Raw genomic sequence first — 18,917 nt, forward strand, 5'->3', positions numbered from 1 at the left:
CCAGAGGTCGACATGAGTGAGAATACAGCGGACGAACGGGTTTTCTGACGATGCGTGACGATCAATTGCCGTAAACCACCTCCACCATCTGATGCCCCGTCAGCTCGGGAACGCTGAACCGGATGCGATCACCTTCTCGGGTGAATGCCAGCGTCTTTCCTTCAGGCACTGTACGCACTTCTGCAACATCTGCCGAGACCGCCATATCCACCTCGATGCCATTCAGGGTCAGCAGATCCTGGACAGGCTGGATATTGGCACCATGCAGATTGCCACGCAAGGTCGGGGTGGCGTACAGCAGATGAACGACATCGCGGTTCGACGCAGCCTGATGACGACGAGTGACCCGCCCTGCTCTGGGCAACTCGGCCTTGATCATGCGCTCTTCCGGCAGGGCTCGGGCTATGAGCCTTTCGGCAATTTCCAGCATTGCCACGGCACCCGCCTGCTGATAGCAGGAAAACAGGGGGAAGGCGAAGTAATGGAACCCCCCTTTGCTGGCACCGGCAACATGCTGTTCCGGGTCCGGCTTGCCGGGTGCATTGACATGCCCCGAGAAATGGCGGGCACTGCGATCCATATAGGGCTCGTACACCTCGCCCAGTGATTCTCCATCGGTCAGTAGAATCTTCTGACAAGGCTGGTACATGAACAGGGGGTCGTTCACGGCATCGGCGCGCAGCTCTGATATCGGCAGGACATAGTCTCCGCCGGCATTGGCAGACTGCGACTCCCAGCGGGCACCGACATCAAAGATCAGCCCGCGCTGTTCATCAAGACCACTGTTCCCGGTAAGAAGCACATGACCACCGCCGGATACATGGTCCAGCAGGCGTTTTTCCAGCGCCGCATCCACCACGATGTCATCGGGCAGAATGATCAGCCGATAGGTCTCGAACCGACTGTCCAGATCAAGTACATCGAAAGTGAACTGACCTTCGAGCAGTACCCGCACGGCACCCGTATCGGCAGGGTTTGCACGATTGCTGGTCGCCATGACACCTGCCAGCGTTCGCGCATTGACTCCCTCGGATGACAGCAGACCGATCTCGGCGCAATTGACAGTGTCGATGGCCCAGGCTTCACGCTGGCGTATCCAGTCATAGGCCGGTGCAATGACTGCCATGGAGGAAGCGTCGATGGCGCCGGTAGGATGCAGGTGATCACCAATGGAACAACGCGCCCCTTGCGCCAGCATGGCCCCGCATTCGTAGATCAGCGCTTCGGCTTTCTTGTAACCGCCCACCTCACCCCAGTGATAATGAAACTTGCCGGTCATTCCCAGAAAATCGAATCCCAGGGTATCGGCATAGCGGGCACTCATCGGAAAATGATCATAGCCCCAGCCCGCGGTTGGCAGCGACTCCAGTTCCAGATGAGTGAAGAAGCGCTGATAGTGTTGGCGGGCACCACGCTGGATATGACCGGAGTTGTAGAAAACGGGCATCTTCTCATCGTGACGGCGGACTGCTGCATGTGTCTTCTCGAACAGGTTTTCCAGCGCCCAGGTGCTGAACTGCAACTGGTGCTCCGGATCCGTCCAGTCCAGCCCGTCCGCCTCCATCTGTGCCTGCGCATGAACCGAGACATTGAGCGGCTGCAGCGCGATATCGATGAAGATGCCATCACAATCGGGAAACAGGCGCATCATCTCATCTATCTGCAGACACAGATGATCGACATAGGGTGAGGAAAAATCGAGAAAGGCCCACCCGGCACCATTGGGCGTGGTACCGGATCTCGGTGAGCCGCCTTCGGGAGACACGATGCGCCATTCGGGATGCTCTCGGGCAGCCAGTTCATCCCAGCCGGCCGTCGTGTAGAGAGGCGCCTTGATGCCGCGTGCATGCAGTGCGTCCAGCTGCGCCCGAGTCAGATCGAATTCCAGGTGCGGATGCATGCGACCGACCTCGGTCGGATGGTAGCTGTAGCCATGATGGCATTTGGAGAAGATGGTGACGCTGTCGACATGGGCATCGGAAAACGCCTTGCCGAAGGCATCGGCTTCGAAACGGGATCCGATACCGGGTATCAGCTCCGAGGTATGAAAATCCAGATGTATCTGACGAAATCGCATGCGTCGGCTTGTCTCTTGATGTTGGCTGATGAAGCGGCGAGTGGCAGACAGTCCGAGGACGTCAGACCGCGCCCGCCAGCAGATGATTCGGGGCCAGTGGGTAGACACAGGTAGCGCCGCTGGAATCGAATACATAGGTGGCACGAGGATCCACCGCCATCTGCAGATTCTGCCCATGAACAGCGGGCAACTGGCAGCTACGGTGGATGGCGAAATAGCCTTCATGGGACTCGGAATCGAAGGCCCGGACGCCGTCGCAATCCAGATACAGCAGCGTATCGCGCCCGAGACTCTCCACCACGGCAACACGCCCCTCCAGTCGCCAGTCGCTGTAGCCGTCGACATCGTCACTCACGAAGCCTTCCGGTCGTACACCGACGATCACCTCGGCACCGGCCTGCATGTTGCCGGTTGCATTGTTCTCGTGCAGCAGCGGCACCCGCAGGCATCCGGCAAGCCCGGCAGCTTCCAGATGCAGATGATCATAGTCACAGGCCTTCACGGAAGCCTTGATGAAATTCATTCTGGGCGAGCCGAGAAAGCCGGCAACGAACCGCGTGGCAGGGAAGTTGTAGAGCTCCAGAGGCGCCCCCACCTGCTCGATGACACCATCGCGCAGCACCACGATACGACTGGCCATGGTCATGGCTTCGGTCTGATCGTGCGTCACGTACACCATGGTGGCACCCAGTTCGGCATGCAGGCGTCCCAGCTCCACACGCATCTGCGAACGCAGGGCCGCATCCAGATTCGACAAGGGCTCATCGAACAGGAAGACATCCGGCGAACGGGTTATCGCTCGGCCTATTGCCACGCGCTGTTTCTGCCCGCCGGAGAGTGACTTCGGTTTCTTGTCCAGCTGACTTTCGATCCGCAGGATTCCCGCGGCACGTTGAACAGCCGCCTCCACTTCCGCTTTCGAGGCACCGCCGATCTTCAGCGCAAATCCCATATTCTGACGAACCGTCATGTGCGGGTACAGGGCGTAGTTCTGGAACACCATGGCAACTCCACGGTCGAAGGGTTCGACCCGCGAGATATCCCTGCCATCGATGGATATCTCACCGGAAGTGACACTCTCAAGGCCGGCGATGGAACGCAGCAGAGTCGACTTGCCACAGCCTGATGGACCCACCATGACCACGAACTCTCCTGAAGGCACATCCAGGCTGACATCCCGGATCGCCTTGAAGCTGCCATAGTCCTTGATCAGATTGCGTATTTGAAGACTTGCCATATCGGTATTCCTGTTCGTTCAGTCGCGCCCGAGCCGGGTCACTTGCCCAGCCCCGCCAGCGATCTGACAAAGTATTTCTGTGCAAGAATGAAGATGGTCAGAATCGGCAGAACCGCAATGGACAGTCCGGCCATGATGGCCGCCCAATCCGAAGTGAATTCTCCCCCGAGTTGCAGTATCCCTACCGTCAGCGTCTTTACCGCCGGTTTGGTCAGCATCAGCAGCGCCAGCAGAAACTCGTTCCAGATGAATACCGCCTGGAAGATCGCCGCGCTGGCAACCGCCGGCCCCATCAGTGGCAGCACGATGTGAAAGAAGGTCTTGACCGGTCTGCATCCATCAAGCAGAGCTGCCTCTTCCAGTTCCTTCGGGAAATCCAGAAAGAAGGCATAGAACAGAATGATGGTGAAGGGTATGCCGTAGGCGGCATAGGGCAGCACGATCGCAAACAGCGAATTGAGCATGCCGGCGCCGGATACCATCTGGTACAAGGGGATGATGACGGCCTGTACCGGCACGGCAAAGCCCGCCACGATGACCAGATAGACCAGACGCATCCAGCGGCTGTCCGTTCTCGCCAGCACATAGGCTGCCATGGCGCTCACCACCACGATGACCAGCACGGACAAGGCGGTGACGAACATCGAGTTCAGCAGGAATCCGCCAACCCCGGTACCCCAGGCTCGTTCGAACGCATCGGGGGCGAAGCTTGCGGGTAAACCAAGCGGATCCAGAAAGAACTCGCGCTTGGTCTTGAATGCCCCGATGACCATCCACGCGGTTGGCAGCAGGACAAACAGACTCCACAGCGACACGAAGCCATACAGCAACACCAGTACCCAACGAAATCGTGAACCCATGTTCGCTCAGCTCCTTCGAGATACTTGCAGCTGCAACCAGCCCAGCAGTACGGCGATGCACAGCAGGACCACCGAAATGGCATTGGCGTATCCCATGTTGCCGAGGTTGAATGCCTGCTGGTAGATGTAGGTACCCAGTACCTGGGTGGCATTGGCCGGTCCGCCACGTGTCGTTGCAAAGATCAGATCGAACACCTTGAACCCGCCAATGGTCGTGATCAACACGGCCACGATCAGCACATTGCGTATGCCGGGCAAGGTGATGTATCGGAAGGCCTTCAGTCCACGGGCACCGTCCAGGGCAGCCGCCTCGTACAATTCCCGGGGAATACCCTGCAAGCCCGCCAGAATCAATACCATCATGAAGCCGGTGTACTGCCACATGGCAATGATCAGAATCACCCACAGGGCAATATCCGGATCACCCAACCAGCCCTGCGTGGGGGGTTGCAGTCCCAGGGATTTGACGAGCGAGTTCAGGGCGCCCACATTCGGATCCATGATCACCAGCCAGATCAAGGCCACCGCAATGGTGGACATCACCATGGGCGCGAAGATGATCGTGCGGAATATCGTCGAGCCGCGCGGCAGTCCACGATCGAGAATCGCAGCCAGCACCGTACCGAAACCGACCTGCAGCACGATGGAACCTCCCACCATGATCAGATTGTTGCGCAGTGCCAGCCAGAAGATCGAGTCGTTCAGCGCGCGGGAATAATTGGACAGACCCGCAAACTGCCAGTTGGTGGAACCGATTCCAATGGTGAAAAAGGAGCCCGCGATGGCCAGCAATGCCGGAATCACGATGAACAGGATGACCAGTCCGAGGGCCGGCGTCAGCAATATCCAGGTGCTGACATCCGGCCCGGTGACGGGCTTGTCAAGAGAGGTGTCTGACACGGTGCTTGTCCCGATGATTCGTCAGCAGTTCCAGGCGGCCTATTGACCGGCCGCCAGTTTCTTCTTGCCCTCCTGGGCAGCAGCACGTATCACATCCATCGCTTGCGCCGGTGTCTTCGTCCCATTGAGCACTTCCACGCCCATGTCGAGATAGGCTTCCGAGACGCCGGCTTCGAGCATCACATCCAGAACACTGAACGACTCGGACAGAGAGGCGACATCCTGAGCAACCCATTTGAACTGGTCGGTAGCGTCCATCTCCCCCACTTTCTCCGGATTCGACGGGATGGCTCCTCGAAGCTCGGCATAAAGCTTCGCCATGTCGGCGGTGACCAGAAAGCTGGCAAACTTCACGGCTTCCTCCGGGTGTTCCGTTTTGGCAGATATCTGCAAGCCCTGCGGGATGACCATATTGGTGCTGCCATCGCTCGCACCATCGGTCATTGGTGGGAAGCGAAAGAGCGCATAGTCGGTAAACCCTTCCTTGTCGAAGATGGACATGCACCAGGTGCCGCAGAAGATCATGGGCGAGATCTCGGCCGAGAACAGGCTGCGAGACACCTCCGGTGACGTGGCATTCGGGGCATCCTGAAAACAGTCAGCCGCCTGCATGGCCAATACCTTTTCCCAGGCCTTTTCATAATCCGGATTGGTGAACAGTTTGTCGTCAGCCGCCTCCAGTGCATAGTCGGCGCGAACTGCATCCAGACCCAGTACACGCTCGTTGACCACGGTGATCAGATGATTGAGCTTCCAGCGCTCGGAATTGCCCAGTGGCAGAGGTACCATTTCCGGATCGATTTCCCGTACCTTGCCACACAAGCCCAGCAGCTCGTCGAAAGTGACCGGTACCTCGAGCTCGTGTTCGTCGAAGAATCGCGTGTTGTAGTAGAAATACTTGGAAACGGCATCCACCGGAATGCCGTATTGACGCCCATTGACTGCGAAGGCCTGTTGCCAGGCTTCGGACAGCACGTTTCTGTAATTGCCTTCTGCGGCACCGAGATCGGTGATATCCAGCGCCAGACCGGAGCGGGCAAGGCGAGCAGCGTCCTCTCCCGACCAGTTGAAGAAGATATCCGGTGGTTCGGAACCGACCAGCGCTACCTGAATGGCTGTCTTGTAGGCCTCGTTGGGAATGCTTTCCAGTTCGATGTCGATACCCGGATTGCTCTCGCGGAATTCATCCGTGGCCGTCTGGATGAACTCCGGGTAATTCTCGTTGACCAGCGCCCACATCTTCAAGGTGACGGGATCATCCGCCACTGCGCTGCTACCCACTGTCAGGGTGCTCAGTGCCAAAGCCCCGCTCACCAGTGTGCGGCATAGCCCTGCCCGGTTCCTGTTGTTCACATGTCCAATCATTGTCAAGACTCCTGTTGTGGCCTGTCCGAGACCGCCATCTGCGTGGCTGGTCTGATCGTCGGCGGCGTGTTGCCACCCGGATCGAACACTGCCGAGTTGCTATCGAACCGGTTCGATGGAATAATAGCCTTGCACATAAATCATTAATCAGTCAAGACTTGATGAGAACCGCAACCACCGAAGGAGCCCTTCTTCTGCCATGAGCACCATTCGAGATGTGGCGCGCGAGGCCGGCGTATCCGTGTCCACCGTCTCCCTTGCCTTCAATTCGCCCGAGCGGGTCAGCCCCGAGACTCGCGAGCGCATCGCCCGGGCGGCAGCCTCCGTCGACTACCAGAGTCCGGACCCGGTGGCACAGACCCTGTCCAGCGGTCGCAGCCAGCTGATCGGCATGGTTCAGGCAGATATCAGCAACGCCTTTTTCGGCAAACTGCTGCGCGAGGTCGAACTGCACGCGCATGCCAGGGGCTATCTGGTGATCGTCTCGGATTCCAACGCAGAGCACGAACGGGAAGAGAAGATATTGCGGCACATGAGCAGCATGCGGGTTGCCGGCATGATCGTCTCACCTTGCGGACTGAACGAGGCCGAAACAGCTCACCTGCACGATCTGAAGACGCCGTTCATCCTGTTCGATCAGAAACACGAGGGCCTGAGCTGCGATTTCGTCGGCACCGACAATCAGCTGGCCAGCGCCACCCTGACTGACCATCTGATACAACTCGGGCACCGACGAATCGGATTTCTGGGAGGAGTGGAAGGGCTGTACACCGCCCGAGAGCGTGAGCGAGGATTCGTTGACCGGATGCAGGCTTCCGGGCTGGAGATAGACAGCGAACTGATGGTCGATGCCCGCTACACCTACGAGGCCAGTTACGCCCAGAGCCGTCGCCTGCTGACCATGCAGAGGCCGCCGACGGCTCTGCTGGCCTGCAGCAATGTCATGTCGCTGGCCGCTCTGCAGGCCATACGCGACCTGGGGCTCGAATGCCCGGGTGATATCTCGCTGACGGGCATCGACGATGTCCCCTGGATGCACATGATCAGCCCGCAGATCACCGTGGTCGTTCAACCTGTCGAGGCCATGGCACAAACCACCGCCAGGCTGATTCTGGAGCGGATAGAACAACGCCAGAACGGCTCGAACACGGCCGCTGAATTCACGGACAACATCTTTCCGCCTGTCCTCAAGATCGGTGATTCCTCGGCTAGCCTCAATGAGACATAAAGACGCGCAGCAGAAACGCGATAGACCGGTGAATACAGTCGCGCACGGAGTGTTTTCCGAACCGTGGCTTGGTTACTCCAAGTGAGGTTTGCGGAAGGCCGCCCCGAAAACAACGAGTACGCGGCTGTAGACGCCGGTATAGCGCGAGCCGTAGGCGGTTTCTGGTCGTGGGCTTATGTCTCATTGAGGCTTGCGTCGGCAAGGCGTGATACGCAATGGACTCGACGCCGGCGAGGTGGTATCGCAAATGCGGACGCTTGGTCATCACCTGCCGGACGGTAGCGTGTCCGAAGCCCGTTTACCTTGCCATCAGCCTTCCGACAGGCTGCAGAGTCAAGAGCTTGTCAACGCGGCCTGGCCTTCCCGATGAGCCTCATCGAACGCAGTAACGATATCCCTGGCGTTGGCGGTCAGTGTTTCCATCGTATCGCCGGCACGATACAGCGCGCTACCCAACCCGAATCCAGCAGCACCCGCCATGATCCATTCCCGAAAATTCCCGGTTCCGGCACCGCCCACCGCAAACACCTGCGCCGATTCCGGCAACACGACTCTGATCGCCTTCAAACCTTCCGGCCCCATCAGGGATCCGGGAAAGAATTTCAGCACATCTGCGCCCTGCCGCAATGCTCGAAAGCATTCGCTGGGTGTGAATACCCCCGGATAGGAAAGCATGCCAAGCGCCTTGGTCCGCTGAATGACGTCATCATTGCAGTCAGGTGAGACGATCAGACGTCCTCCGGCTTCACTCACTCTGTCTACGTCATCGGCGCTGAGCACCGTCCCCGCGCCGATAGTGACATGGGGTCCACAGGAGTCGGCAAGACGGCGAATGCTCTCGAATGGCTGCGGCGAGTTCAATGGCACTTCGATCATCGTGATGCCCGCCTCCACCAGGACTTCTCCGGCCGTAACGGCATCGTCGGGCGTGATGCCTCTCAATATGGCAACTAGGGGTCTGCTCATGTCTGTTTTCCCTGATAATGTTGGCGGGTGGCAATCAATCCTGCCCTGACCATCTCTCCGCCATCCAGCAGCTCTGCATCGATTCCTGCAATCGCCAGGGCGGAACGGTAGAGTTCTGACAGTGCGTCAGCCCCGATGACGGCAACCGGCCTGCCATCGAGGAAGTTTCGTGCATTGACGAGTTCGAGCCCGATCAGAAGACCCGACAGGCGGTCACGACCGGAGACTCCTGCGCTCGACCCGAGAAGCTCGACCGCACGGATCGGAAACAATTCGGACAGAAATCGCTCGGGAAATTCCATGCTTTCCTGCACGGCTGCAGAGAACGAGCTGGAGTCCGTGGGCCCCTCTTTCATGGAATGTCGCAGGATGGACTGTTTCGACAACAGGGCGAACAGCTCTCCCGTGGGGTAGGTCTTGAAGTGTTTGAGCCCATCACTATCGGCTCGTACCCATTTCGAATGCGTCCCCGGCAAGCACAATGCGGTGTCGGATCGCGGTGTCGCTGCGAAGAAACCGGCGATCTGCGTCTCTTCCCCTCGCATGACATCCGAAGGTGAGCGTTGTGCAACCCCGGGCACGATATGCACCTTGAGACGACCCGAGGCAGCATCGAAGACCTTCAGTTGCGAAGCATCCGGCAGCAATTCGGTGGGCACCATGCGGTAGTCCGCCTCGACCCATCCCTGCCTTGAGCCCACCATGCCACAGCAGAAGACATCGATTTGTGGCTGCGCCGGAAGCTGTTCGCCGATCAGCGACAGCAGAACCGATTCGAATTCCGCGCCAGTCAGCAACGAGGCTCCCTGTTCGGAGGTGAAGCTTGCGCAGGGCGTGTTGTCATCATCGAAGATCCACGCACGCAGATTCGTGGTACCCCAGTCAACACCGATCCAGTGCCCGCTCATGCCGCTTCGACCGCACGCGTAATGCGCTTGAGCACCAGATAGTCACGCAGCGCCAGATACGAGCAATCATGCCCGATGCCGGACTCTCCAATGCCACCATGCGGCAGATCGATATCGTATTTCACGCCATTGATCTGGATTTCACCATAGCGCAGCGTGTCTGCCCAACGCTCTGCACGAGCAAGGTCGGCGGTGAATACATAGGCAGTCAGTCCACCCTCGTCACAATCATTGGCCATGCGCTCCAGCTCCGTGTGCTCATCAAAGGGCACGATACTGATGATGGGTCCGAAGGTTTCCTGACGGTAGACATCCATCTCTTCGGTTATGCCAGACAACACGGTGGGCGCCAGGAAATGTCCGGTATCCAGACCCTGCGGCCTGTCACCACCGGCCAGCAGCGTCGCACCGTCTTGCACGGCGTCATCGACAAGGCGTTTCAATCGTGTCCAGGCACGCTGATCGATGACCGGACCGGTCATGATATCGGCGCCCTTGTCCCAACCGACTCCGGCATTGACGGCCTTCTCGACAACACGCTTGGTGAAAGCCTCCAGGACATCGGCATGCACAAAGACGCGATTGGGTGAGACGCAGATCTGGCCAGCATTGCTGAACTTGACTCCACAGACGATATCGGCGGCCAGATCCAGATCGGCATCGGGGAAGACCAGCACCGGTGCATTGCCCCCCAGTTCCATGGAATAGCGTTTGATTGACGTGGCGCCGGTTTGCATGATGTGCCTGCCAGTCCGGCTGGAACCGATCAGCGTGATGAGCGCCGGCACTGGCGATGCCGAGAGGTGGTCGGCCACATCATAACCATCGGTACACAGAATCTGCACGACGCCTGCGGGAAGTCCGATCTGATGACAGAGCTCGCCCACGGCGTAGGCCGAGATGGGTGTCTGCTCCGAGGGGCGAATGATGACGGGACAACCCGCGGCCATCGCCGGAGCGATCTTGAAGGCAAGGTTCAGAAGCGGGAAATTCCAGGCAAGGTAGGCCAGCGCCACGCCTGCCGGTTCATGCACCAACCGGTGTGAGTGCGTACCAGCGCGATCCGGCAAACTGATGTCGTGTACCCGCGCGATTTCCTCGGCATAGAAAGCCAGAGCGTTCTTCAGGCTGTCGACATCCTCCTGGGTGCCGCCCCATGGCTTGCCCATCTCATGGTGAATGCAGTCACGCAGATGCTCCTCATTCTCGATCACCGCGTCGCGCAGTTTGCGCATCCACTCCTGCCGTTCGGTGATGGACGTTCGTGACCAGCTCTTGAACGCTGCCTTTGCGGCCGCCAATGCCCTGTCTGCGTCCGCAATGCCAGCCGTGGGCACACTGGCCACACAGGTTTCGGTTGCCGGGTTGAAGACATCGACACGGCCTTCGCCGTCACTCATCTCACCGGCGATGTACATCTTCTTTTCAAACATCGACATCGAAAATTCCTTCATGACCAGAGAAGTTCAACGTGATTGCGGCAGGAAGCTTCCCGAGCGAACAGTGGGCGCAACCCCTTGGTACTGACCCTTGGTACTGACCCTTGGTACTGACCCTTGGTACTGACCCTTGGCGCGAATCCCGAGCGACACCCGAGAGGCTCCCGCATCAAAGACACTCTTCGACTCTAAGGCATGAGTGCTTCATCCACAATCTCAACCATATCGTACATTATTTTTCAAATATAGTACTCTATACTTGAATGATCAGGCAAGCAGCAGCCACAGGCAGGGCCATGAGCACAGACATCGCGAGCAAGAAGCACAACATCATTCTGTTCATCACCGATCAGTGGCGATGGGATACCTTGAACGATCCACGCAACCCGGCAAAGCTGCCGAATCTGCAGGCGTTTCGCGAAGAAGCCGAGAACTTCCGCAATGCCTTCACCACGGTGCCACTATGTACACCGGCCAGGGGCAGCCTTTTCACTGGTCGATTACCCCACCAGAACGGTACGCTGGACAATGTGCAGGGCAAGGCCTTCTACCCGCACGGCAAATTGCATCCCGAACAAACCACCTATCTCGAGCGTCTTCAGGACGATGGCTATCATGTGGCCTTCATCGGCAAATGGCATCTGGGTGATGGCACGATTCTGGAGCGTGGTATCAAGGACGTGACCCTGTCCGACGGCGCCAGCACACCGCTGACCGAACAGGGCGATGTGACGATCGGTGAACCTCGCAAGTCTCCCTGGTATGGCACGATCACCGACGGTGAGCCGCTGGATGGCATTCGCGTGCAGGAAGCAATCCGCATGCTGCCGCAACTGGCTGCGGCAGAAAAACCTTTCTGTCTGGTGGTTTCCCTGCATGCTCCGCACTTTCCGCACCACGTACCGGAGCGCTTTGTTGCTCTCTACGACGATCTGCCCGCCGATTTCGTACCGGACAACTACTGCGAGCCATTCACTGAAGAGAACAAACCTCTGGCGCAATCACGCCCCTGGCACGCCGTACACGATACCTCTCATCTGAGTAGCGAAGACTGGCGACGCACGACGCAACATTATTGGGGTTTCTGTTCCTACACCGACGAGCTGTTCGGCAATTTTCGTCAAGCGGCCAGCCAGGCCGGGCTCGACGACAACTCGGTCTTCGCCTTTACCTCGGATCATGGCGAGATGCTCGGTGCTCATGGCTGGTTCGACAAGGGGCCATTTTTCTACGAGGAAGTCATGCGCATTCCGATGCTGCTGCGTACACCGAATTGCAAGAGTGGCACAACACGCGATGAATTCGTCAGTTTCCACCACCTCTTCCCCACGCTGATCGAACGTGCCGGTGGCGATCTCGATGCCGGGCGTTCCTTCTACAGAACCGAGGCTGACGCCGCCTTCTATGTCTATGATGCCTATCAGGGCAGGCAATTCCGCTTCCGCGGCATTCGTGAAGCACGGTTCAAGTATGCCTGGAGTCCACACGATATCGAGGAACTCTACGATCTGCAGAGCGATCCCGGAGAGCGCCTCAACCTCGCCAATGACCCGGCCCGTGCCGACACGGTTGCGCGATTGAAAAAACGCCTGTTCGACTGGATGTCAAAAGAAGGCGACTGGCTGGCCGGGCCCGGTCATCATCCACCCGTGGGCAGCTATATCGACGGACGCGGCCGTGATGAGCAACATCATCATCCGGCGTGAGGCGGCTGATCATAGACCACGCGAAAACCGGTGTGCTCACTGGTGCTGTCCGGCGTATTGCCGGTTCGCGCGGCAATCCGGTAGCGGTGGCAATAGCTGCGGTGACAGAGAAATGAACCACCTTTCAGCAAATGCAGGCCCCTCATCTCCCGGTTCCGCTTGCGTGCGGCGCTTGTTGATGACCGCAAGCGAAAGGGAGCAGCGGTCCATTCCCAGACATTGCCAACCATGTGGTGAAGCCCATAGCCATTGGCGGTCAGACTCGTCACGGGTGCCGGTCCGGCATATCCGTCCCTGGCGGTATCCTGATCCGGGAAACGCCCCTGCCAGATATTGCACGGGAAAAAGCCGATATCGTCCGGCTCTTCATCACCCCAGGGATAAGGCACATCGCCCAGTCCGCCCCGCGCGGCGTGCTCCCATTCGGCTTCACTCGGCAGCCGTCCCCCGGCCCACGCAGCGAAGGCTTCGGCATCGGCAAGAGCGATGTGCGTGGCCGGCATGTCGTCATTACCCTGCGACCCTTCCGGCCCTGTCGGGTACTGCCAGTTTGCCCCATCGATGCGGCGCCACCATTCGAGCCCCTCGATACCCAGAGTCCCCTCTGCCCCACCCGGCACATGCGTGTGAAACACAAAGGACCATCCATAACGCTCCGCCAGCGTGGTATGGCCCGTGGCCTCGACAAAGCGCCTGAATTGTCCGATGCTGATGGCGCCTCGTTCCCACCACAGGTCCCGAACTCGCTGTATCACCAGCGGGCCTTCGCCGTCCGCCACAAGCAAAGGCTTCTTCGTGCCGACCAGTGCTCGACCACCGGGCACGGCCACGCAATCTGGCGCATGCGCCCCCACCGACTGGACAGTCGGCGCAGAAACCATGCCCTCGGCAAGCGCGCTACCGTCGCGGCGAGGTGTGCAACAGGACCGACTAGTCACCGGCACTGCGTGCAGCGCGCGTCTGCATGATTCTCAGTTGGTCGACCAGATGTCGGCCAGCATCGCCTATGTGTTGTTTGAGCACGGACACTGCCGTGGCCACATCCTGTTTCCGAACGGCCTCGATCAGCGCACGATGCTCCCGCAAGATGGCTTCCTGACGACCGATGGCTATGGGGATGCGCGTGCTGATCGAGCCGATGACCTCACGATGCTGCTTCCACACATTGAAAGCGACACGGTTGTAGTGTCGCTCGTACATGCTCTCATGGAAGGTGTTGTTGAGCTGGGTATGTCTTGCCTTGTCCTCGAAGTTCAGTGCCTCGATCTCGTTCTGGATGCGTTCCAGCTCGGCGATATCCTCATCGCTGACCGTTTCGACGAACAGTTCCAGCAGATATGGCTCCAGCAGATAACCCACCTCGGCGACATCACGAACGAACTCCATGTCGATGGGACGTACCCGAGCGCCCTGGTTGGGTGTGAACAGCACCAGGCCCTCACCACGCAACTGCTGCAGCGCCTCGCGCACCGGATTGGTGGATGAATCGAGCTGTTTTGCCAGTGCTGACACCTTCAGACGCTCATTGGCCTCGAGCGCTCCTGAAAGAATATCGTGACGAATACGCTCGTAGATCGCATTGGAAGACGGCTGAGTGCCCGGTAGCGCTGTCAGAGAAAGTGTCGGAACCATCAAGAATGTCGAGTTTGCATGGAATCAGGTACTGAGTGCTATCGCACATGATATATCCACAATCATACACAAAGGGGACATACGATTATGCCGATTACAGTTGAATGTATTCACGCAGCCAGGGCTGGTTGTGGCGAGGGTCCGCTCTGGGATCATCGTAGCGGCCTGCTCTGGTGGGTCGATATTGCCGGAGAAATCATTCATGCACACGATCCGGCCAACAAGGAGAACCGACAGTTCGATGCACCCTGCCTGGTCAGCTCTCTGGCGCTGGCACCGGAAGGTCTGTTGATAGCCTCAGCGCGTGGCATGGCGAGCCTGGACACCAGGTCCGGCGAACTCTCGCCACTCGAGCACCCCGAACCGGGCCTCTCCGACAACCGCCTGAACGACATCATTGCAGGCCCCGATGGCGCGCTCTGGGTCGGCACCATGTCCGAAGGCGTCCGTGGACCCACCGGTGCACTGTATCGCCTCGACGGTGCCGGTACCAGCACCCAGATGTCCGGCACAACCATCTCCAATGGCCTGGGTTTCAGCCCGGATGGGACACGATTGTATTTCATCGACAGTGTGCCGGGGGTGCTGTACGTACGCGAGGATGATGAGTGGCGGGTGTTGCATCGCTTTGATGAAACCACCGGCAAACCCGATGGCATGACCGTCGATAGCAACGGCACCTTGTGGATCGCCATCTGTGATCACGGTCGCGTAATCAGCATGGAACCCTCTGGCACCATCACCTCGCAGTTCGACCTGCCCTGCGAGATCGTTACCAGCTGCTGTTTCGGCGGACACGACCTGAGCACCCTGTACATCACCACTGGCACCTTCAGCATGAGTGAGCAGGAGAAGGCGGCCAACCCAATGGCTGGCGGATTGTTCGCCGCCCGTATGGCGGTACCCGGCCTGCCAGCTCATGAAGCACGCTGGCCTCACTGATTGCAGCCAGCCATGGCAGCAGATTTCTGCAACAGAAATCTGCTTGCCGGCCTCAACGAATGCGTCGGCCCGACCCACTGTCGAACAGAAGCGTGGAACTCGGGTCGAACCCTACCGTCATCCTGCCGCCTTCGCGTGGACGTGCCTTGCCGCGCAGCTCGATGATGACCGGCAATTCATCCCCTTCACTCGAGGCGTAGGCATAGGACACACCGCCCAGGTTCTCGATCACGTCGATGAGCAGATCGATCTGCACCGAAGCCGCTTCTTCGAAATGCTCTGGCCGAATACCCAGTGTGACACTATCCCCCTCCCTGGGCAGCTCAGCCACCTTGACCGGCACTTCGACACCGCCGAGGCGAGGCAGGCTGATATGCGCATGCTCCGCCTCCACCCTGACCACACTACCTTCGAAGAAGTTCATGCGCGGCGAGCCGATGAAACCTGCGACGAATACATTGTCAGGGTCTTCGTACAACGTCACCGGTGCTCCCGCCTGCTCGATGCGCCCGTCTCGCAACACCACTATCTTGTCTGCCATGGTCATCGCCTCTACCTGATCATGGGTGACATAGATCATCGTGGCTCCCAGTTGCTTGTGCAACTTGGCGATCTCCAACCGCATCTGCACACGCAGCTCGGCATCGAGATTCGACAGTGGCTCATCGAACAGGAACACATCCGGCTCTCTGACAATGGCACGACCAATGGCAACACGTTGTCGTTGCCCACCCGACAAGGCCTTGGGCTTGCGATCCATATAGGCATCGAGTTTCAGGATCCCGGCCGCCTTGTCCACCTTGCTTCTGATTTCCTCAGGCGCCGCACCACTGATCTTCAATCCGAAACTCATGTTCTCCCGCACGGTCATGTGCGGATAGAGCGCGTACGTCTGGAAGACCATCGCCACGCCACGTTTGGCCGGATCCGAGTGCGTGACATCGCGCTCGCCGATGGTCATCTGGCCTGCCGAGGTTTCCTCCAGACCGGCAATCATGCGCAGCAAGGTCGATTTTCCACAGCCGGAAGGACCAACGAATACACAGAAGTCACCATCCTCGACCGTCAGATCAACGCCGTGAATGACTTCTATCTGACCAAATACCTTGACAACCTCTTTCAGCGCAAGCTCAGACATGGTTTCTCCTTCTAGAATCATTGACGCCGAGTAGCGCAGACATCGCGCGATCAGCCATGACGTCGGCACCGTTCAGTGCACTCGACGCATTGGATAACAGGAACACGGCAGCATCACCAATTTCCTCGACCGTGCTGACTTCATGGTCGGCCGCCCAGGACCGAAAGTTCTCGCTATTGGCCGGATCCTGCATGGCCTCGACGACGATCTCGGTCTGTGTCATGCCAGGCATCAAGGCATTGACTCTGACACCGTAAGGCCCCAGCGACCAGGCCATGGCGCGAGTCATTGCAACTATGGCACCCTTGGTTCCGGCATAGGCTTCATGCCCGGGATTGGTCGCACGTGCATGGTTCGAGGCGATATTGACAATGGCACCCTGCCTGGCTGCCGTCATGATGCGGCCCGCAGCCTGGCAACCAACAAGCACAGAACGATGATTGACCTGCCAGAGCGTTTCCATCTGCTCGAGTGTCATGTCCAGAAATGGCACCTTGATGGTCACACCCGCATTGTTCACCAGGCCATCGAGACGACCCACTCTGTCAGCTGCGCCATGGATGGCATCGACAAACGCCTCTACCTCGCACACATCCACCCTTTCGAAGCGTGCGCCAATCTCATCCAGTCTTGCCTTCCCGGCATCGCTGATATCGAAACCGGTGACCTCGGCCCCGGCGGCGCGCGCCTGCCGCGCAATACCCAGACCGATCCCGGCACCGGCCCCTGTCACGATGACATGACGATTCGTCAGACTCATTTCACTGCTCCGGCTGTTGCACCCGAGAGAATCTGTCGCTGAAAGAATGCAAAGAGAAGCAACAAAGGCAGGGAGCCCAGCACCGCAGCCGGGAACAGCTTGGTCGGATCGACGCCGGTGTTACCGACGAACTTGTACACCGCGATCATCACTGTCAGCTTGTCCTTGTCGGTCAGCAGCAACAGCGGATAGACAAAATCGTTCCACACCATGATCATGACGAACAGGCTCAATGTGGCCGTCACCGGTGTCAGCAAGGGGCGGATGATGTGCCAGAAGATCTGCCAGTTGGAGCAATCATCCAGGCGAGCTGCCTCTTCCAGTTCCATCGGTATCGCCGCAATGAAGCTGGTGTAGAAGAACACGGCCAGAGGCAGCTTCAAGGCGGTGAATGCCAGCACGATTCCCAGATAGCTGTCGAGCAGCCCCAGGTCACGAAAGATGACGTAGATCGGTGTGATGGTGACGAAATTCGGTGTTGCCAGACCCAGCGCCATGATCATGACAATGGTGCGACTGACCCGGTTGTGCAATCGCGCCAGCGGGTAGGCCGCCATGGCTCCTGCCAGAACGACAAGCACGATGACCGAGAGCGTGATGCCGAGCGAGTTGAGCACCGAACGTACATAGCCCATGGAGGACAATGCCTTCATGTAGTTGCCCCAGTAGAGACTCGATGGCAGTCCGAGCGGGTCCGAGGCAATCTCGGTGGATGTCTTGAATGACATCATCACCAGATAGAACAATGGCAGCAACATGATCAGCACCAGCATGAGCACACTGCCGTGGGCCAGCACAGACCTCAAGCGCTTCAGAAAATACTCCTGATTCAGGCCACGTTGACGCCGAACAGACCTGACGCTGTTTCCGAGTGCATTCATGAGGTGTGCTCCCGATCTCGCAGTACGGTGTTCTGTACAAAGGCCACCGCCAGAACGATGATCAGCATGATGATCGACAACGCACTGGCGAAGCCGAACTTGTATTGACCAAACAGATTGTCGATGATCTCGATCGACAGCATTCGAGTGGCCCCATCCGGCCCGCCGTTGGTCAGAATGAAGGGCAACTCGAACGTCTTCAGCGTACCGATGGTGGTCAGCATGACAGACACGGTAATCGACGGCCCCAGCAGTGGCAGTTCAAGGTAGCGGAACCGCTGCCAGGAGCTCGCACCTTCCAGGCGGCCCGCCTCGCCTATCTCTTCGGGAATACCGGCAAAGCCTGCGAGAAAGATGGCGCAGGTGAATCCGGTGAACATCCACACCTGCACGAAAGCCACCGAGAACAGAGCAATGTCCGGATTGCCCAGCCAGTTCTGCTCGAGCGCACCCAGCCCCAGATCGCGCAATGCCACATTGATACCGCCATTGAGTGGCGAGTACAGGAACTGCCACACATAGCCGATGACCACAAAACTCATCATCGCCGGTGTATAGAGTGCGGCACGACTGAAATTGCGGATGGCCGGCAAGCGATGAAGGATGGCCGCAAAGAACAGACCGGTGACCGTCAGCGCCGGTACCACTATCAGGGTATAGAACAGCGTGATCCAGATGGAATCCAGATAGCGCACACGCGAGAAGATACGCTCATAATTGCGCCAGCCGATATCCTTCGATTCACCGATGCCCTTGAAGCTGGTGAAGCTCATGTCGGCCGTCAGAATGATCGGATGAACAAAGAACAGAAACAGAACGGCAAGCGCCGGCAATGTGAAGAGGTACAGCGAATAGCGAGCACGCATCGGACACTCCTG

The 18,917-nt window shown here is 58.5% G+C and carries 17 protein-coding genes; 3 read left to right on the plus strand and 14 right to left on the minus strand.

Annotated features, from left to right (window positions below):
• Nucleotides 1–61 precede the first annotated feature (61 nt).
• From ACUNV4_RS15480 to ACUNV4_RS15500, 5 genes are all read right to left on the minus strand, one after another.
• Nucleotides 62–2,077, minus strand: a complete 2,016-nt coding sequence (locus ACUNV4_RS15480; RefSeq protein WP_430879486.1) for an alpha-amylase family protein — start codon at nucleotides 2,075–2,077, stop codon at nucleotides 62–64.
• A 61-nt stretch (nucleotides 2,078–2,138) separates the two neighbouring features.
• Nucleotides 2,139–3,314, minus strand: a complete 1,176-nt coding sequence (locus tag ACUNV4_RS15485) for an ABC transporter ATP-binding protein (RefSeq protein ID WP_430879487.1) — start codon at nucleotides 3,312–3,314, stop codon at nucleotides 2,139–2,141.
• A gap of 38 nt (nucleotides 3,315–3,352) precedes the next feature.
• Nucleotides 3,353–4,174, minus strand: coding sequence for a carbohydrate ABC transporter permease (locus ACUNV4_RS15490; RefSeq protein WP_430879488.1), 822 nt, complete (start codon nucleotides 4,172–4,174; stop codon nucleotides 3,353–3,355).
• A 6-nt stretch (nucleotides 4,175–4,180) separates the two neighbouring features.
• Nucleotides 4,181–5,074 carry a carbohydrate ABC transporter permease gene (locus ACUNV4_RS15495; protein ID WP_430879489.1) on the minus strand — a complete coding sequence of 298 codons (894 nt, stop codon included), beginning with the start codon at nucleotides 5,072–5,074 and terminating at the stop codon, nucleotides 4,181–4,183.
• A gap of 39 nt (nucleotides 5,075–5,113) precedes the next feature.
• Nucleotides 5,114–6,439, minus strand: coding sequence for an ABC transporter substrate-binding protein (locus tag ACUNV4_RS15500; protein WP_430879490.1), 1,326 nt, complete (start codon nucleotides 6,437–6,439; stop codon nucleotides 5,114–5,116).
• A gap of 199 nt (nucleotides 6,440–6,638) precedes the next feature.
• Between ACUNV4_RS15500 and ACUNV4_RS15505 the strand changes: the two genes are divergently transcribed.
• The gene (locus ACUNV4_RS15505; protein ID WP_430879491.1) at nucleotides 6,639–7,667 is read left to right on the plus strand and encodes a LacI family DNA-binding transcriptional regulator; all 1,029 of its coding nucleotides are present in this window, start codon (nucleotides 6,639–6,641) and stop codon (nucleotides 7,665–7,667) included.
• A 333-nt stretch (nucleotides 7,668–8,000) separates the two neighbouring features.
• On the opposite strand, the gene ACUNV4_RS15510 is transcribed toward ACUNV4_RS15505, so the two are convergent.
• Genes ACUNV4_RS15510 through ACUNV4_RS15520 form a run of 3 tightly spaced genes read right to left on the minus strand, consistent with a single transcriptional unit; the run spans nucleotide 8,001 to nucleotide 10,980 of the window.
• Nucleotides 8,001–8,633 carry a 2-dehydro-3-deoxy-6-phosphogalactonate aldolase gene (locus tag ACUNV4_RS15510; protein WP_430879492.1) on the minus strand — a complete coding sequence of 211 codons (633 nt, stop codon included), beginning with the start codon at nucleotides 8,631–8,633 and terminating at the stop codon, nucleotides 8,001–8,003.
• Complete coding sequence (locus ACUNV4_RS15515) at nucleotides 8,630–9,541, minus strand: 2-dehydro-3-deoxygalactonokinase (RefSeq protein ID WP_430879493.1); 912 nt, start codon at nucleotides 9,539–9,541, stop codon at nucleotides 8,630–8,632. Before ACUNV4_RS15515 ends, ACUNV4_RS15510 begins: the two co-directional genes overlap by 4 nt.
• Nucleotides 9,538–10,980 (minus strand): NAD-dependent succinate-semialdehyde dehydrogenase, encoded by a 1,443-nt coding sequence (locus tag ACUNV4_RS15520; protein ID WP_430879494.1) that lies wholly within the window; start codon nucleotides 10,978–10,980, stop codon nucleotides 9,538–9,540. Before ACUNV4_RS15520 ends, ACUNV4_RS15515 begins: the two co-directional genes overlap by 4 nt.
• Before the next feature lie 296 nt (nucleotides 10,981–11,276).
• Here ACUNV4_RS15520 and ACUNV4_RS15525 point away from each other — a divergent pair, with 296 nt between their 5' ends.
• Complete coding sequence (locus ACUNV4_RS15525; RefSeq protein ID WP_430879495.1) at nucleotides 11,277–12,686, plus strand: sulfatase-like hydrolase/transferase; 1,410 nt, start codon at nucleotides 11,277–11,279, stop codon at nucleotides 12,684–12,686.
• Here the strand turns inward: ACUNV4_RS15525 and ACUNV4_RS15530 are convergent.
• Both ACUNV4_RS15530 and ACUNV4_RS15535 read right to left on the minus strand, forming a co-directional pair.
• Nucleotides 12,674–13,624, minus strand: a complete 951-nt coding sequence (locus ACUNV4_RS15530; protein ID WP_430879496.1) for an SUMF1/EgtB/PvdO family nonheme iron enzyme — start codon at nucleotides 13,622–13,624, stop codon at nucleotides 12,674–12,676. The two genes, ACUNV4_RS15525 and ACUNV4_RS15530, sit on opposite strands and share 13 nt — an antisense overlap.
• Complete coding sequence (locus ACUNV4_RS15535) at nucleotides 13,617–14,318, minus strand: GntR family transcriptional regulator (protein WP_430879497.1); 702 nt, start codon at nucleotides 14,316–14,318, stop codon at nucleotides 13,617–13,619. Before ACUNV4_RS15535 ends, ACUNV4_RS15530 begins: the two co-directional genes overlap by 8 nt.
• An 87-nt stretch (nucleotides 14,319–14,405) precedes the next feature.
• Here ACUNV4_RS15535 and ACUNV4_RS15540 point away from each other — a divergent pair, with 87 nt between their 5' ends.
• A complete protein-coding gene (locus tag ACUNV4_RS15540) occupies nucleotides 14,406–15,260 on the plus strand; it encodes an SMP-30/gluconolactonase/LRE family protein (RefSeq protein WP_430879498.1) in 855 nt (284 codons plus the stop codon).
• 52 nt (nucleotides 15,261–15,312) lie between these two features.
• Here ACUNV4_RS15540 and ACUNV4_RS15545 read toward each other — a convergent pair whose 3' ends face one another.
• From ACUNV4_RS15545 to ACUNV4_RS15560, 4 genes are read right to left on the minus strand one after another with little or no spacing between them, the layout of a single operon-like run.
• Nucleotides 15,313–16,398 (minus strand): ABC transporter ATP-binding protein, encoded by a 1,086-nt coding sequence (locus ACUNV4_RS15545; protein WP_430879499.1) that lies wholly within the window; start codon nucleotides 16,396–16,398, stop codon nucleotides 15,313–15,315.
• Entirely contained in the window at nucleotides 16,391–17,158 is a 768-nt protein-coding gene (locus ACUNV4_RS15550; RefSeq protein WP_430879500.1) for an SDR family NAD(P)-dependent oxidoreductase, read from the minus strand. The genes ACUNV4_RS15545 and ACUNV4_RS15550 overlap by 8 nt, the downstream gene beginning before the upstream one ends.
• On the minus strand, nucleotides 17,155–18,039 hold the full coding sequence (locus tag ACUNV4_RS15555) for a carbohydrate ABC transporter permease (protein ID WP_430879501.1): 885 nt from the start codon (nucleotides 18,037–18,039) through the stop codon (nucleotides 17,155–17,157). Before ACUNV4_RS15555 ends, ACUNV4_RS15550 begins: the two co-directional genes overlap by 4 nt.
• Nucleotides 18,036–18,905, minus strand: coding sequence for a carbohydrate ABC transporter permease (locus tag ACUNV4_RS15560; RefSeq protein WP_430879502.1), 870 nt, complete (start codon nucleotides 18,903–18,905; stop codon nucleotides 18,036–18,038). The genes ACUNV4_RS15555 and ACUNV4_RS15560 overlap by 4 nt, the downstream gene beginning before the upstream one ends.
• Between the last annotated feature and the right edge of the window lie 12 nt (nucleotides 18,906–18,917).

Source organism: Granulosicoccus sp. 3-233 (genome assembly GCF_052681095.1).

Excerpts from the sequence above, each read along its gene's own strand:
- ACUNV4_RS15480 (WP_430879486.1), bottom strand. The coding sequence starts at position 2,077 with ATGCGATTTCGTCAGATACATCTGGATTTTCATACCTCGGAGCTGATA.
- ACUNV4_RS15485 (WP_430879487.1), bottom strand. The coding sequence starts at position 3,314 with ATGGCAAGTCTTCAAATACGCAATCTGATCAAGGACTATGGCAGCTTC.
- ACUNV4_RS15490 (WP_430879488.1), bottom strand. The coding sequence starts at position 4,174 with ATGGGTTCACGATTTCGTTGGGTACTGGTGTTGCTGTATGGCTTCGTG.
- ACUNV4_RS15500 (WP_430879490.1), bottom strand. The coding sequence starts at position 6,439 with ATGATTGGACATGTGAACAACAGGAACCGGGCAGGGCTATGCCGCACA.
- ACUNV4_RS15505 (WP_430879491.1), top strand. The coding sequence starts at position 6,639 with ATGAGCACCATTCGAGATGTGGCGCGCGAGGCCGGCGTATCCGTGTCC.
- ACUNV4_RS15510 (WP_430879492.1), bottom strand. The coding sequence starts at position 8,633 with ATGAGCAGACCCCTAGTTGCCATATTGAGAGGCATCACGCCCGACGAT.
- ACUNV4_RS15515 (WP_430879493.1), bottom strand. The coding sequence starts at position 9,541 with ATGAGCGGGCACTGGATCGGTGTTGACTGGGGTACCACGAATCTGCGT.
- ACUNV4_RS15520 (WP_430879494.1), bottom strand. The coding sequence starts at position 10,980 with ATGTCGATGTTTGAAAAGAAGATGTACATCGCCGGTGAGATGAGTGAC.
- ACUNV4_RS15525 (WP_430879495.1), top strand. The coding sequence starts at position 11,277 with ATGAGCACAGACATCGCGAGCAAGAAGCACAACATCATTCTGTTCATC.
- ACUNV4_RS15535 (WP_430879497.1), bottom strand. The coding sequence starts at position 14,318 with ATGGTTCCGACACTTTCTCTGACAGCGCTACCGGGCACTCAGCCGTCT.
- ACUNV4_RS15540 (WP_430879498.1), top strand. The coding sequence starts at position 14,406 with ATGCCGATTACAGTTGAATGTATTCACGCAGCCAGGGCTGGTTGTGGC.
- ACUNV4_RS15545 (WP_430879499.1), bottom strand. The coding sequence starts at position 16,398 with ATGTCTGAGCTTGCGCTGAAAGAGGTTGTCAAGGTATTTGGTCAGATA.
- ACUNV4_RS15550 (WP_430879500.1), bottom strand. The coding sequence starts at position 17,158 with ATGAGTCTGACGAATCGTCATGTCATCGTGACAGGGGCCGGTGCCGGG.
- ACUNV4_RS15555 (WP_430879501.1), bottom strand. The coding sequence starts at position 18,039 with ATGAATGCACTCGGAAACAGCGTCAGGTCTGTTCGGCGTCAACGTGGC.
- ACUNV4_RS15560 (WP_430879502.1), bottom strand. The coding sequence starts at position 18,905 with ATGCGTGCTCGCTATTCGCTGTACCTCTTCACATTGCCGGCGCTTGCC.